Consider the following 14,045-nt stretch of genomic DNA (forward strand, 5'->3'; position numbering starts at 1 on the left):
GAAAATATAATTTTAGTGTTCGATTTAGTGTTCGCGCTGCTGCATCTGTTCAATTTGACGACGGAAGGCTTCAACATCCTGAAAGTCTTGATAGACTGAAGCAAAACGGACATACGCGACATGATCAAGGGCAAATAAAGCCTGCATCACAATTTCGCCAATAGTACGGGATTTTACATCTCGCTCACCTAAACGACGAATTTGCAACTGGATATCGCTGAGTACGGTTTCAATCTGTTCCTGGGTCACCGGCCTTTTTTGCAGAGCATGCATCAGGGAACGACGCATTTTTGCTTCGTCAAACGGTTCACTCTTACCATCAGATTTAATCACCCGGGGCATCACCACTTCATAGGTTTCAAAGGTGGTAAAACGTTCTCCGCAGCTGATACATTCACGACGTCGGCGAATCTGGCAACCTTCAGCAGCCAAACGCGAATCGATCACTTTACTATCTGCAGCGTTGCAAAATGGACAGTGCATAGCGGTTTAATTGAACAAATCAAATCGGATTCAGAGTGTAGCAAAAATTCTGCCCTTTGTAGAGACTTACGCAAGATATGGAAAAAAAACAGCCCTGACGGGCTGTTTTACACAATATATTGATTTTGGGTTTTTATATTATTCTACACGTTCGCCATGTTGACTCAGGTCCAGACCCATACGTTCGTCATCACTCGCAACACGGATACCGATGACCAGATCAATCACTTTCAGAATGATAAAGGTCAATACTGCAGAGTAAGCAATGGTTGCCAGTACACCTTCAAGTTGCACCCATAATTGATGCATCATGTCTGTCGGCACTTTATCGCCCATAATGAATTCACTGGCAAATACCGCAGTCAGGATTGCACCGACAATACCACCTACACCATGCAGACCAAAGGCATCCAGAGAGTCATCCGCTTTCAGTGCACGTTTAAGCGCTGTAATACCCCAGAAGCACACCACACCACCGATCAAACCCATCGCCAATGCACCGCCTACAGTCACGAAACCTGCTGCCGGCGTAATGACCACCAAACCTGCAACTGCGCCAGATGCACCACCCAATACAGAAGCTTTACCACGAATCACTTTTTCAGTGATCAACCAGGCAATGGCTGCTGCCGCTGCTGCAACTTGGGTTACGATCAATGCATAACCTGCTGAACCGTTTGCGCCGAGTGCAGAACCGCCATTGAAACCAAACCAGCCGACCCATACCAGGCTTGCACCAATTACGGTTAAAGTCAGGTTATGCGGAGCCATCGATTCACGGCCCAGACCCATACGTTTACCCAGCATGTAAGCAGCAACCAGACCTGCAACACCCGAGTTGATATGAACCACCGTACCACCAGCAAAGTCGAGTGCGCCATCATTCGCTAACCAGCCGCCGCCCCATACCCAGTGGGTAATTGGCGCGTAAACTACGATGCTCCAAATGGTAATGAAGGCAACGAAAGCTCCAAATTTCATACGTTCTGCAATCGAACCTGTAATAATGGCTACAGTAATGATGGCAAATGTCATTTGGAAAATGACAAACAGAATTTCTGGAATCGTTCCGGTTAAGGCATCTGTGGTAATGCCGGATAGCATGATTTTATCCAGGTTACCAATAAAAGCATTGCCACTGCCAAAGGCCAGGGTATAACCAATCACCACCCAGGTAATACTGACAACGGCTGCCGCAACAAAGCTATGTGCCATGGTGCCCAGTACGTTTTTCTTACGAACCATACCGCCGTAAAATAATGCGAGTCCCGGAATGGTCATCAATAAAACCAGAGCTGTAGACACTAAAATCCATGACGTGTCACCTGTATCTAATTTTGGTTCTTCTTCGGCAGGTGCTGCTGGTTCAGCTGGAGCAGGGGCTGCAGCCAATTCGGAATTTGTTGTTAAAGATGGATCAGTAGTTTCAGTGACTACTACATTTTCAGAAGGAGTGGATGCTGCTGTTAGCGCTTCTTCAGCCCATGCAACAGAACCACCTAAAAGTGCGCCAGATAAACTCAGCGCAATAAGCATTTTTTTCATTCGTATCCCCCAACCTAGTTTTGTGAGTTATTAGCTACTCAGCAAACTTCATGCCAAATTAAACAGCATCTGCACCTGTTTCACCGGTACGGATACGGATGACTTGTTCTAAATTAGTAACGAAAATTTTACCGTCACCAATTTTTCCTGTACTTGCTACACGGGTAATCGATTCAATGACCGAATCTACCATTTCATCGCTAATGGCGATTTCAATTTTTACTTTAGGCAAAAAATCAACAACATATTCTGCACCACGGTAAAGTTCAGTATGACCTTTTTGACGACCAAAGCCTTTGACTTCAGTTACGGTGATCCCTTGAACACCAATGTCAGAGAGTGCTTCACGCACATCATCCAATTTAAAGGGTTTTACAATTGCAGTTACGAGCTTCATGTTTGTTTTCCTTCGGCTTCTTTCACCAGTAAGGTTTTATGTTCAAATTCCGTGCCAAAAATTCTAAGGTTGGGGGAAATAGAAACTTTGACACGAGTTTTCTTTATAACCTATTTTATCCTTTTACATGTAGTCTGAATTCCAGAAACTAGACATTTTTACTATAAAATTAACGATTTTAAACATCGGATAAAGCTATATCCGGTCGAGTGGGACTATGGTCCAAGTAGCAGCAATGTTACACTAATGCCACTTCTCCATCCTTATATGGGTACTGCAATGATTGAAACCTTATTACAAGCCATAATGGAACAGCTCGATCAACCGAAAAAAGATGTTGAGCATAATTTACGCGCCTTACTGAATGAAGCAGTCAGCAAGATGGATCTGGTTTCCAAAGAAGAAATTGAACGTCAACGTACTGCATTAAATCATGCCAACCTGCGCTTGAATGAACTGCTTAAACAGGTTGAAGCTTTAGAAATTAAAATCAAGAACAATAAATAAGCACTTGTTTAGTGCATAAAAAGACCAAAAACGATTAAAAATAACGCACCATAATGGAACAATAATAAATGTCTTTTGCTAAAATTTACACTCGAGGTCTGCTTGGACTTCATGCACCTTTAATTGAAGTGGAAGTTCATGTCAGTCAGGGCTTGCCTTCTTTAACCATTGTCGGGCTGCCTGAAGCAGCAGTTCGGGAAAGTAAAGACCGGGTACGTTCTGCCATTATTAATAGTGGTTTCCAATTCCCCACCAAACGTCTCACCATCAATTTAGCGCCTGCAGACTTACCCAAAGATGGCTCGCGCCTGGATTTACCCATTGCTTTGGGGATTTTAATCGCTTCAGGCCAACTACCTGAAAATGCGACAGATCAGCTGGAATTTATTGGTGAACTGGCCCTGGATGGTCAACTTCGTCCCATCAGCGGTATTTTAAGCATTGCCATTGCCTGCCAGCAGTCTGGACATCAACTGATTCTGCCGCAGCAGAATGCCCAAGATGCTTCGCAACTGCCCAATTTTGAAGTATTTGCTGCCCACCATCTAAAAGATGTCTGTGAACATTTATCCAGACAACATCCGCTTCAGCAATATCAAGCCCCTAGCAGCAATCCAATCAATCAGTACAAATTTGATTTAGCCGATATCAAAGGTCAATTGCGCCCGCGACGGGCTTTGGAAATTGCTGCCGCTGGTGGACATTCACTATTGTTTAAAGGCCCGCCCGGTACAGGAAAAACACTGTTGGCTTCACGGCTGGCCAGCATTTTGCCCCCTCTGGACATGCAGGAGAATCTGGAAGTAGCCAGTATTTACTCGATTGCCAATAGCTCACATCCCTTTGGGCAGCGCCCTTTTCGTGCGCCACATCATACCGCTTCCGCAATTGCCTTGGTGGGAGGGGGTTCACATCCCAAACCGGGGGAAATTACGCTGGCTCATTTGGGCGTATTATTTTTAGATGAGCTGCCTGAATTTGATCGCAAGGTCTTGGAAGTATTAAGACAGCCGCTCGAATCCAAGGAAATAGTGATTTCCCGTGCCTCCAGGCAAATTACCTTCCCGGCCAACTTTCAACTCATTGCCGCAATGAATCCCTGCCCTTGTGGTTATGCTTTTAATCAGGATATCCGCTGTCAATGTTCCCCAGATGCAATTAAACGTTATCAAAACCGGATTTCAGGCCCCCTCCTGGACCGGATTGACCTGCATATCGATGTGCCGCCTTTACAAGCCCATGAATTACAGGCAACTACACCAGTTGAAAACTCACACACGGTTCGGGAACGGGTAATTCAAGCCTATAATTTACAAATCCAGCGACAACAATGCCTGAATCATGCTTTAAGTCCCAAACAGCTGGAACAGTTTGCCTGCCTTGATACGCAGGCACAGAAAATTATGGAAATGGCCCAGCAACGCTTAAACCTGTCTGCCCGGGCTTATCATCGGGTATTACGTGTGGCGCGAAGCATTGCCGATTTAACCCAACATACTGACATTCAAAGCCAGCATTTAACTGAAGCGCTGTCCTATCGGGCACAACAGGGTTAATACTAGATGCGAAACTTTATTCTGCCATCCTGAAAGTCTTGTCGATGCCATACAGATGGGCTAAATGATTAAACAGACATTTAAAGGTCAGCCCGGTTCAAATGATAGCGAATACCTGATTGCCAATACCTTGGCTAGCTTTTTTTACCTGGATAGTCATAACACGGCATCAATTCAGTGCTGATCCGCGCTGCATTTTCTGCAACAGCCTGCACATCAGATCCTGACCTATAAAAAAACCTCCAAAGTCATGCTTTGGAGGTTTTTTAATGCTTTGAAATTACAATTAGAATGTTTTGGTAAGGGTAAATACCGCACCGGTATCCACCGCACGTTCTGCGACATCCGATAAACCATTAGTATCAATATTGGTGCCTACAGCTGCCAGTTCAGCACTGGCACCTGAAATGGATTTAAAGCCATACGTTACCCCCACTTTCCAGTCTACATAATTATCATCACCATTAAAGGTATATTTGTCTTCATCTACAACGGTATAGCCTACAGCGCCGACCCCACCAAAACCTGATGAACCAAATGGAACTGAATAACCCACATTCACATTCCAGCTGTCTGCATCTGCACCGGCATAGTCATTGGTATAATTGAGATTGGTTAAAATGCTATCGCCTTCTGCAATCACACTTTTGAAGCCTAATTTGCCATATAATTCTGCCCAGTTCAGATCGCTGGCACTTGGATAATTATAGTACACCACCCCAACATCTACTGTCGGTTTGCTGCTGAAAGCTTCAAGCGTGGTGGCATAGCCAAGCGATGGATCTAGTTCCAGGCTAGGTGTGCCGCTGCCAAAATTCACATTGGAACCCCACAAGCCAAAATATAACCCTGAAGTATGAGCTAGCGTGAATCCTGCTTGTACGGCTGGATCATTTTCCGTTTGAGTCACACCACGGAAACGATAGTCTGTAGTGACGGCTGCACTACCACTAAAAGACAGGCCAAAAGGTAAGGCAGGAGCATCTGCAGCAAATACAGCACCTGACATAGTAGCTAAAGTGGTCACAGCAAATAATTTTTTAAGCATTTTATAGATCCCCGACAGATTTTTATGGATTCAAGAGATATCAGCAATTGCTATGCCAGTTTAAAAAACAACACAGTAATTTTTAGCCCGCAAATCACCAATAATATATTAATATATTGATATTTATAAATTTATTATTTAAAAATAAAAACAAAACCTAGTCATTTTTCGAGCTTTACCAGATTGATAGCTTTCTCTCTTTTAGATGGTCTGCATGCTAATACGGCTTAAATATTTATTTACAACCTGCCTTATTTTGAGACTGTTTTTTCCGGTAGAGCTAAAAATGCCTAGAAAAAGTGCACAAAAAATATTCACTGTACGCTTGTTTATGCATCTCTCTCCTTCTCTGGCTAAAATCGGCCAGTTAAAACCCCAATCCACCGGCTCAAAAATCTGGATCAAAATCAGCTGCTACCTTCTCAAGTTTTAATCAAACAATATTGGCCATGTTTGACTTACTGACATATTAAGCATGCATCGCAGTAAATGTCGGGAGCATGAGCAGCTCCTGCAAAGTTCTGTTTAAAACCTTCATCTTGATCTGCACACGATTATTCAAAAGTCCTGACATAGACTGGACAATAGCTGCGGAACCAAGGATGAATCAGCTTTTATGTACCTATGCCCTACTGATAGCTAAAAAAGATCATTATTTTTATCTCACTGCCCACATTTTATGCACAAAAGCATCGCATGGACTTTTTTGCTGATAATCAGACCGTATTTTCGACTCATATAAATCAGGAACTTATTGCGCGAAAAAATAATACAATTTTATCTGGACCTAGCAGAATTTATTCCGACTATGGAATGATTAATATTTTACCCAATGATAAACTGAACAACAATAATTAAAAATTTATCTATAATTTTTGGTCAATTTTTTGATCATTTTAAAGCATATTTATTGAACAAAAAAAATCGACATGTAAGCCTAATTTTTTGACCAGAATGTCTAATTACTTCAGCCAAAAGTCAGCTGATTTTGCTACTTTTTTAAAAATTAAATCATTATAAAGAGGTGTTTCTGCTGATATCACTGGTTGATAAAAGCCATGTTTTAGGCCTGATATCAAAATTTAGGATGCTAAAATAGCATTTTTCAAAACCACAACTCCCTATCAATTTTTAATGAGGCATCGGCATTAGCCCAGAATTTATTTAGAGTTAAAATATCATATTGTTTTGTAAAAAAATTTACACAAATAATAATTTTTTAATATTTTGTTAACCAAAAGGTATAATTTACATTTGAATACGTTATAACTTTAATTAAATAAAATGTATTAAAAAAAGCTTTTTTTGCGATACATTACGTATACAATTCTGCCAATTTCTTCTCCCATTTTGTATAAGGCTCTCTCCCAATGCAAAAAGCTAAAAAACTTACCTTAGCAGTTTTAATTCAAGCTGCCTTAATTTCAACTGTATATGCTAGCGAGCAAAGCGAATCGAAAGGCTTTGTTGAAGATGCAGAAGGTTCTGTATTGTTCCGTACAGGCTATTTAAGCCGTGACAAAAAAAATGGCGTAGATGACACAAGCTCTTTTGCTCAAACAGCAATTGTGAACCTGGATTCCGGCTACACTCAAGGCCTGATCGGTTTTGGTGTGGGTGTCGTGGGTGATGCTTCATTTAAATTGGGCGAAAATAAACATGCCGGTAATGGCATGATTCCACGTGAAACTGGCCTAAACAGTCAAGGTCAACTCACTAAAGGTGCAGGTGATACTTATGATCACTGGACCCGTGGTGGTGCCAATGTAAAAGCACGTGTATCTAATACTGATGTACGTTATGGTACTCAAGTTTTAGACTTGCCTGTATTAGCCAGCAATACAGCCCGTTTAGTTCCTGAATATTTCGACGGCTTCCTTGTAACAAGCCGTGAAATTAAAGGTCTGGAACTAACCGCAGGTAAATTCACTAAAAACCAGTATTCAGACCAGATCAATTCAGATGGTAATGAACTAGACCGTGCTGTGGTATGGGGTGCTAAATATAAAGTGAATGATGCTTTAAATACTGCATACTACGGTGTAGACATTAAAGATAAATTAGAACGCCATTATGCCAATGTAAACTTTAAGCAAAGTCTTGCCAACAACAGTTCACTCACTTATGACTTCAGTGGCTATCATACTGAATGGGATCGTGGTGCCAATAGCAACTTATATTCATTCATTGGTCCAGCTGATGGTAATTACCAAAACTCAATTTGGGCAGTTTCTGGTACTTATAACAAAGGTCCGCATAATGTCATGTTGGCTTACCAGCAAAACTCAGGCAATACTGGTTATGACTATGGTTTAGGTCGAGGTGTGGGTGATGGTCATCAAACCATTTACATGCCAAACTCTTATCTGTCAGACTTTATTGGTAATGACGAAAAATCAGCGCAAATTCAATATACTTATGACTTTGGTGCAATGAATGTTCCTGGTTTAACCTGGACATCAGCGTTCGTTTACGGTTGGGATATCAAAGCAACTGATAATAAAGGAACAATGATCAGTGACAATGCTCAAGAACGCGAGTTCTTTAACCAGGTGAAATATACTGTTCAAAGTGGTTTTGCTAAAGATGCTAGCCTTCGCCTACGTAATTCTTACTACCGTGCAAGCAATGATTATCAAAGTAATTACATTGGTGATACCAATGAATGGCGTATTTTCCTTGATATTCCTGTGAAATTATTTTAATTCACAGTAAGTTCAAGAGATAAAAAAACCTGCACAATGTGCAGGTTTTTTTATCTAAGCCTTTCAGGCTAAATTCGAAACAAACAATTATTTGTTTGCTTCTGCATAAGCTGCAATTGAGCTAAGCACTTCCTGTTTAGCAACATCAGCACCTTCCCAACCACTTAACTTCACCCATTTTCCTGGCTCTAAGTCTTTGTAGTGCTGGAAAAAATGTTCAATTTGGCTGATTAAAAGCGGAGGAAGATCGGTATATTCCTGAACGTCTTTATAGATCGGTGTTAATTTGTCGTGCGGTACTGCAACCAGTTTCGCATCAACACCACCATCATCTTCCATGTTCAATTTACCTACAGGACGGCAACGAATCACTGAACCTGGTTCAACCGGGTGTGGAGTCACAACCAATACGTCAAGTGGGTCACCATCAAGTGACAATGTGTTTGGCACATAACCGTAGTTTGCCGGGTAGAACATTGCAGTACCCATGAAACGGTCTACAAATAATGCATCAGAATCTTTGTCGATTTCATATTTGATTGGTGCTGCATTTGCAGGAATTTCAATAATTACATAGATGTCGTTTGGTGCATCTTTACCCGCTGGGATATTGCTGTAGCTCATAGCATCACTCTTTAACAAGTTAAATCTTTTTTAAACCGCGACGATTATAACGGTTTTTGCGTATTAAATAACTTTTCGATTATACATCTGCTGGGTGAAAATATGTATTTCCACCTTCTCAGGCCTCATGTGGTTAATTTAATCACCAGTAGCAACAGGCAAATTGGGCAAAGTAAGGATAAGGTCCAGATAATGGAACGCAAAGTGGCCCAATTGGCTAAATAGCAGATGCCGTAGAAAATACGGAGTACAATATAGGCAATACCAAAAGTCATGATTACGGTTTGAGAAATCACCATATATTCTGCCATTAAAATGGAAGCAATAAATAAGGGTAAACTTTCAAAACTGTTTTGTTGTACCGCATTGGCACGGGCGGCCAAACCAGTAGTTTTAGCCAGAAATTCACGCGGGTTCTGGTTATCTCGTGCTTTAAAACCTGCTGTTTTTTTTGCAATTGCAGTAAAAACATAGGGCAATAAACATGCGATTAAGATGAGATAGATTATTCCGCTAATGCTTTGCATCTCACTTTTCTCATTAAAATTTTATGCTGCCTATCATAGCATGGTGTTTTCGCAATATTTTTTGTAAATTATAGCGTTTTTATAAATGAGCAATAAGGATCCATAATGATCAATCCTGATCAAGAAAAAATGTTTGATGTACTCGAAAAGCAGCGCCAGCATCAACTTAAAGTGGATCGGGTATTCAAAGTCGTATTGCCTATTACGGGATTTTTACTTTCAGTCGTGTGTGCCAATTTTAATAGGCTTTCCCTTATTTTTACCATTGTTATTTCAATTCTCGCGCTTTGGATGGTGGGAATTAAACGTCAGGCCCTTTGGATATGGACCACAGTCGTTGCATTCTACTGTTTGCTTGATAACTTATATAGCTTTGGTGCATTTGATTTACAGCGATACATCTATCAATTCGGTAGCATCACGACCTTTCTATGGATTACCGGGATAGCACGTCCCTATATTGATCGATGGATGCTGAAAGATTAAAGCCTGGCCTATTTCCAAATAAAAAAGCGCCGTGATCGGCGCTTTTTTATTGCAGCATTTATGCAGTTTTACGCAAGTCTTTACGTAAGATTTTACCTACGTTGGACTTTGGTAATTCATCTATAAATTCAACATAACGTGGGCGTTTGTAGCCTGTTAAGTTCTCTTTAGCGAAAGCAAGCACTTCTTCTGTGGTGAGTGACGGATCTTTCTTCACCACAAATAGTTTAGGCACTTCACCTGATTTTTCATCCGGCACACCAATCGCAGCAACTTCCAATACTTTAGGATGCGTAGAAATTACTTCTTCAATTTCTGAAGGATAAACGTTGAAGCCCGACACCAGAATCATGTCTTTCTTGCGATCGACAATCTTGATATAACCACGAGCATCCATGATCCCAATATCACCGGTACGGAAGAAACCGTTGGTCATCACTTTTTCAGTTTCATCTGGACGGTTCCAATAGCCTTTCATGACTTGTGGACCACGAATCGAGATTTCGCCCTGTTCGCCAAGCGGCACTTCATTGCCGTCATCATCCAAAATTGCAACTTCAGTCAGTGGTAATGGAATACCAATGGTACCGCTAAATTCAGTGGATTGCGGTGGATTGGCTGTTGCAACCGGTGAAGTTTCAGATAAACCGTAACCTTCAATGATATTGGTACCGGTAACTCTCTTCCATGCTTCAGCAGTAGAAGGTAATACCGCCATACCACCACCCATAGCCATTTTCAGTTTGCTATGATCAAGCTGTTTAAATTCTTCATTGTTCACCAATGCATTAAACAAGGTATTCACTGCCGGGAAGAATGATGGCTGGTATTTACGCAATTCTTTCATTACCGCAGGTAGGTCACGCGGGTTTGGAATAAGCACGTTGGCCTGACCTTTATACATGCCATACAGCGCACAAACCATGAATGCAAAGATGTGATAAAGTGGTAAAGCACAGAAAATACGGTCATCCGGTTGCCCATCTTGAGCACCAAATTTACTCTGGAAAATACCATCGCACTGTAACATGTTCGCAACTAGGTTACGATGAGTCAGTTCAGCACCTTTAGAAACACCCGTGGTACCACCCGTATATTGAAGTACGGCTGTATCACTTAAAGTCAGGTTTGGACGCTTATAATTGCTTGGATTTACCTTTGACATTGCTGCGTTAAAACGGATATGTCCTGGAATATTCCAAGCCGGGATTTGCTTGCGTACAGAGCGTAAAACAAAGTTGACCAATGTACCTTTTAAGGCCCCCAACATATCACCCACAGAAGCCACTACCACATGCTTCACAGGAGTTTTACCAATAATCGCTTGGTAAACCGTTGCAAAGTTTTCAATAATGACCAGCACTTCAGAACCGGAGTCATTTAACTGATGCTCAAGTTCACGAGAAGTATAAAGCGGGTTAACGTTTACAAGCACTAAACCTGCGCGGAAAATCCCCAATGCGACAACAGGATATTGAAGTACGTTTGGCATCATCACCGCCACACGTGTACCCTTTGCCAATCCTAAACTTTGTAAATATGTTGCAAATTTACGGCTTGCTTCTTCCAGCTCACTAAAAGAGAGAACTTTATCCATAAAAATAAAGGCGTCACGTGAGCCAAATTTTTGGAAGTTGCGCTCAAACACATCAACCAATGAGGTATTTTCAGCCGGTAATTCTACAGTTTCTGGAATCCCTGTCTTTTGGTATTCAGCGAACCAAATCTTTTCCATAATGCCTATCACTCCAATCTTAATCCTTAGTTTTTAAACTATTTTTTTCTTTGCTGAACCTGGTTTTTTCCTTTTGTATTGTTCAACAAAGCATCCATTTGCACGAATTACACCATATATAGCCTATTTCATATCTGGGATGCTAGTTTTATCTTTGAATGAACAGTCTATTTGCTTTTTGATATCCTCGTGGTAAGAGTTGACCTTTAGTGCCTCGCTTACCGATATATTTTTGAAGATCATCACCTTTTAATTTTAATTGTTGCTGTCCAGCAACTACTTGAATTATTTCATCTAAATTCAACATTGTCATAGATACAATTTGATCTTTCGCCTCGAGTTGTATCAATTTATTACCTTTACCTTTGTTCAGGCTTGGTAATTCTGACAAATCGACAACCAGCATACGGCCTGCTGAACTGAGTAAGGCCACATGAGTCGCCTGTTCTATTGCTTGCAGTGGCATCGCTTTGCCATCTTCAGGCACAGTCAGAAAGGACTTCCCTGCCTTGGCATTGGTATCCAGTTGTTTCGCCTGGGTTTTAAAGCCATAACCTTTGGAACTCAAGGCCAAAATTTCAGCTTCATCCTCGGCAATAAACACCTGAATGAAACCTACACCGCTGGCGGGTGCAAGTTTAGAACTTAAAGGTTCACCCAAACCACGTGCCGAAGGTAAAGTGTTAATAGCCAGTGCATAACTACGACCGGTATCGTCCAGTACATAGACCCGTTGATTGGATTTACCTTGGGCATGGCTTAAATATTGGTCACCGGCCCGGAAATTCAGATTTTCGGCATCGACCTCATGGCCTTTAGCTGAACGGATCCAGCCCGCCTCAGACAACACCACAGTCACAGGATCGGCTGGCAACATGTCCTGTTCATTAATGGCCAATGCTTCGGCGCGGCGTACAATAGGCGAACGGCGGTCATCACCAAACTTTTTCGCATCTTCTTTAAGTTCATTAATAATCAATGCTTTTAAAGATTCAGGATTGGCCAGCTGCTCGCGGATAATAGCCGCACGCGCTTCCAGTTCTTCCTGTTCGCGGCGCATTTCCATTTCTTCAAGTCTGGCCAAATGACGTAACTTGAGTTCTAAAATGGCTTCAGCCTGAATTTCATCAATATTGAAATGAGACATCAGCACCGGTTTGGGCTGATCTTCCTCACGAATAATCCGAATTACTTCATCAATATTTAAGTAGGCAATAATCAAGCCGACCAGGATATGCAGACGCTTTTCAATTTTATTTAAATGGTATTGCAGGCGGCGCGTTACCGTATTTTTACGGATTTCGATCCATTCCAGCAAAATGCGGCGAATCGATTTCACTTGCGGACGGCCATCGGCACCAATCATGTTCATGTTGACGCGATAGCTGGATTCCAGATCGGTCGTTGCGAATAAGTGACTCATCACTGCTTCGGCATCAATCCGGTTAGAACGTAATACAATCACCAGACGGGTCGGATTTTGATGATCCGATTCGTCACGCAGGTCACTAACCAAAGGCAATTTTTTCGCCTGCATCTGATCGGCAATCTGGGTAATCACTTTAGAACCCGACACCTGATACGGTAAGTCGGTAATCACGATTTCATTTTTTTCTATTTTATAAACCGCACGCATACGGTAACTGCCACGTCCTGTGGTTTGCAGTTTGAGCAGTTCTTCAGGTGCAGTGATAATTTCGGCTTTGGTCGGTAAATCGGGTGCCGGAATATATTCCGCCACTTTTTCATCGCTTAAATTTGGATTACGAATCAGCGCGATGGTGCCTTTAATCACTTCACGCAAGTTATGCGGTGGAATATCGGTCGCCATCCCCACAGCAATGCCTGTGGTTCCGTTCAATAAGATGTTCGGTACACGCGCTGGCAAATTCACCGGCTCTTTCATTGAACCATCGAAGTTGTCCTGCCAATCACAGGTACCCTGCCCCAGCTCAGACAGTAACACTTCACTATAAAGCGAAAGTTTGGCTTCAGTATAACGCATGGCCGCGAAGGATTTCGGATCATCGGGTGAACCCCAGTTACCTTGACCTTCAATAAAAGGATAACGGTAACTGAATGGCTGTGCCATCAGTACCATCGCTTCATAACAGGCAGAATCACCATGCGGATGGTATTTACCCAGTACATCACCCACGGTACGAGCCGATTTTTTCGGTTTGCCGCTATGCTTTAAGCCCAATTCACTCATGGCGAAGACAATACGGCGCTGTACTGGTTTTAAACCGTCACTGATATGCGGCAATGCACGATCCATAATCACGTACATGGCATAGTTAAGGTAAGCTTGTTCAGTAAATTCGGCTACGGAACGATTTTCTGTCGCATGATGCACAAGGCTGGTCATAAAAGCGTGAAATCCTAAATAATTCGTTTTTGTATCTACGTTGTTATGCTATGTCGCAGCTGCG

At 42.0% G+C, this 14,045-nt stretch carries 12 protein-coding genes; 4 read left to right on the top strand and 8 right to left on the bottom strand.

Annotated features, from left to right (window positions below; translation table 11 throughout):
- Positions 1-24: 24 nt before the first annotated feature.
- The 3 genes from nrdR to glnK form a co-directional block, all read right to left on the bottom strand.
- On the bottom strand, positions 25-483 hold the full coding sequence (nrdR, locus tag FTT83_RS02850) for a transcriptional regulator NrdR (RefSeq protein WP_086174158.1): 459 nt from the start codon (positions 481-483) through the stop codon (positions 25-27).
- A gap of 138 nt (positions 484-621) precedes the next feature.
- On the bottom strand, positions 622-2,028 hold the full coding sequence (locus FTT83_RS02855; RefSeq protein WP_180080831.1) for an ammonium transporter: 1,407 nt from the start codon (positions 2,026-2,028) through the stop codon (positions 622-624).
- Positions 2,029-2,086: 58 nt separating this feature from the next.
- A complete protein-coding gene (glnK, locus tag FTT83_RS02860) occupies positions 2,087-2,425 on the bottom strand; it encodes a P-II family nitrogen regulator (protein ID WP_086174160.1) in 339 nt (112 codons plus the stop codon).
- Positions 2,426-2,704: 279 nt separating this feature from the next.
- Between glnK and FTT83_RS02865 the strand changes: the two genes are divergently transcribed.
- Both FTT83_RS02865 and FTT83_RS02870 read left to right on the top strand, forming a co-directional pair.
- Positions 2,705-2,932 carry an accessory factor UbiK family protein gene (locus FTT83_RS02865; protein ID WP_180080829.1) on the top strand — a complete coding sequence of 76 codons (228 nt, stop codon included), beginning with the start codon at positions 2,705-2,707 and terminating at the stop codon, positions 2,930-2,932.
- Between the two features lie 68 nt (positions 2,933-3,000).
- The gene (locus FTT83_RS02870; RefSeq protein WP_180176205.1) at positions 3,001-4,488 is read left to right on the top strand and encodes a YifB family Mg chelatase-like AAA ATPase; all 1,488 of its coding nucleotides are present in this window, start codon (positions 3,001-3,003) and stop codon (positions 4,486-4,488) included.
- Positions 4,489-4,774: 286 nt separating this feature from the next.
- Here the strand turns inward: FTT83_RS02870 and FTT83_RS02875 are convergent, their stop codons facing one another.
- Entirely contained in the window at positions 4,775-5,545 is a 771-nt protein-coding gene (locus FTT83_RS02875; protein ID WP_373456101.1) for a TorF family putative porin, read from the bottom strand.
- A 1,361-nt stretch (positions 5,546-6,906) separates the two neighbouring features.
- Between FTT83_RS02875 and FTT83_RS02880 the strand changes: the two genes are divergently transcribed.
- Positions 6,907-8,241 (top strand): OprD family outer membrane porin, encoded by a 1,335-nt coding sequence (locus FTT83_RS02880; protein ID WP_180080823.1) that lies wholly within the window; start codon positions 6,907-6,909, stop codon positions 8,239-8,241.
- A gap of 87 nt (positions 8,242-8,328) precedes the next feature.
- Here FTT83_RS02880 and ppa read toward each other — a convergent pair whose 3' ends face one another.
- Both ppa and FTT83_RS02890 read right to left on the bottom strand, forming a co-directional pair.
- Entirely contained in the window at positions 8,329-8,865 is a 537-nt protein-coding gene (gene ppa / locus FTT83_RS02885) for an inorganic diphosphatase (RefSeq protein ID WP_005233448.1), read from the bottom strand.
- Between the two features lie 125 nt (positions 8,866-8,990).
- Positions 8,991-9,392: an MAPEG family protein gene (locus FTT83_RS02890; protein WP_180080821.1), complete on the bottom strand. Its 402-nt coding sequence runs from the start codon at positions 9,390-9,392 to the stop codon at positions 8,991-8,993.
- 105 nt (positions 9,393-9,497) lie between these two features.
- Here FTT83_RS02890 and FTT83_RS02895 point away from each other — a divergent pair, with 105 nt between their 5' ends.
- Positions 9,498-9,878, top strand: a complete 381-nt coding sequence (locus FTT83_RS02895) for a hypothetical protein (RefSeq protein ID WP_180080819.1) — start codon at positions 9,498-9,500, stop codon at positions 9,876-9,878.
- Positions 9,879-9,936: 58 nt separating this feature from the next.
- On the opposite strand, the gene FTT83_RS02900 is transcribed toward FTT83_RS02895, so the two are convergent.
- Both FTT83_RS02900 and parC read right to left on the bottom strand, forming a co-directional pair.
- Entirely contained in the window at positions 9,937-11,613 is a 1,677-nt protein-coding gene (locus FTT83_RS02900; protein ID WP_180080817.1) for an AMP-binding protein, read from the bottom strand.
- A gap of 148 nt (positions 11,614-11,761) precedes the next feature.
- Complete coding sequence (parC, locus tag FTT83_RS02905; protein WP_180080815.1) at positions 11,762-13,981, bottom strand: DNA topoisomerase IV subunit A; 2,220 nt, start codon at positions 13,979-13,981, stop codon at positions 11,762-11,764.
- Between the last annotated feature and the right edge of the window lie 64 nt (positions 13,982-14,045).

Origin of the sequence: Acinetobacter sp. YH01018 (assembly GCF_013420295.1) — a bacterium.
GTDB lineage: Bacteria > Pseudomonadota > Gammaproteobacteria > Pseudomonadales > Moraxellaceae > Acinetobacter.

What these genes read in the sequence shown, in the direction of transcription:
- nrdR (WP_086174158.1), bottom strand. Translation starts at nt 483, where the DNA reads ATGCACTGTCCATTTTGCAACGCTGCAGATAGTAAAGTGATCGATTCG.
- FTT83_RS02855 (WP_180080831.1), bottom strand. Translation starts at nt 2,028, where the DNA reads ATGAAAAAAATGCTTATTGCGCTGAGTTTATCTGGCGCACTTTTAGGT.
- glnK (WP_086174160.1), bottom strand. Translation starts at nt 2,425, where the DNA reads ATGAAGCTCGTAACTGCAATTGTAAAACCCTTTAAATTGGATGATGTG.
- FTT83_RS02865 (WP_180080829.1), top strand. Translation starts at nt 2,705, where the DNA reads ATGATTGAAACCTTATTACAAGCCATAATGGAACAGCTCGATCAACCG.
- FTT83_RS02870 (WP_180176205.1), top strand. Translation starts at nt 3,001, where the DNA reads ATGTCTTTTGCTAAAATTTACACTCGAGGTCTGCTTGGACTTCATGCA.
- FTT83_RS02880 (WP_180080823.1), top strand. Translation starts at nt 6,907, where the DNA reads ATGCAAAAAGCTAAAAAACTTACCTTAGCAGTTTTAATTCAAGCTGCC.
- ppa (WP_005233448.1), bottom strand. Translation starts at nt 8,865, where the DNA reads ATGAGCTACAGCAATATCCCAGCGGGTAAAGATGCACCAAACGACATC.
- FTT83_RS02890 (WP_180080821.1), bottom strand. Translation starts at nt 9,392, where the DNA reads ATGCAAAGCATTAGCGGAATAATCTATCTCATCTTAATCGCATGTTTA.
- FTT83_RS02895 (WP_180080819.1), top strand. Translation starts at nt 9,498, where the DNA reads ATGATCAATCCTGATCAAGAAAAAATGTTTGATGTACTCGAAAAGCAG.
- FTT83_RS02900 (WP_180080817.1), bottom strand. Translation starts at nt 11,613, where the DNA reads ATGGAAAAGATTTGGTTCGCTGAATACCAAAAGACAGGGATTCCAGAA.
- parC (WP_180080815.1), bottom strand. Translation starts at nt 13,981, where the DNA reads ATGACCAGCCTTGTGCATCATGCGACAGAAAATCGTTCCGTAGCCGAA.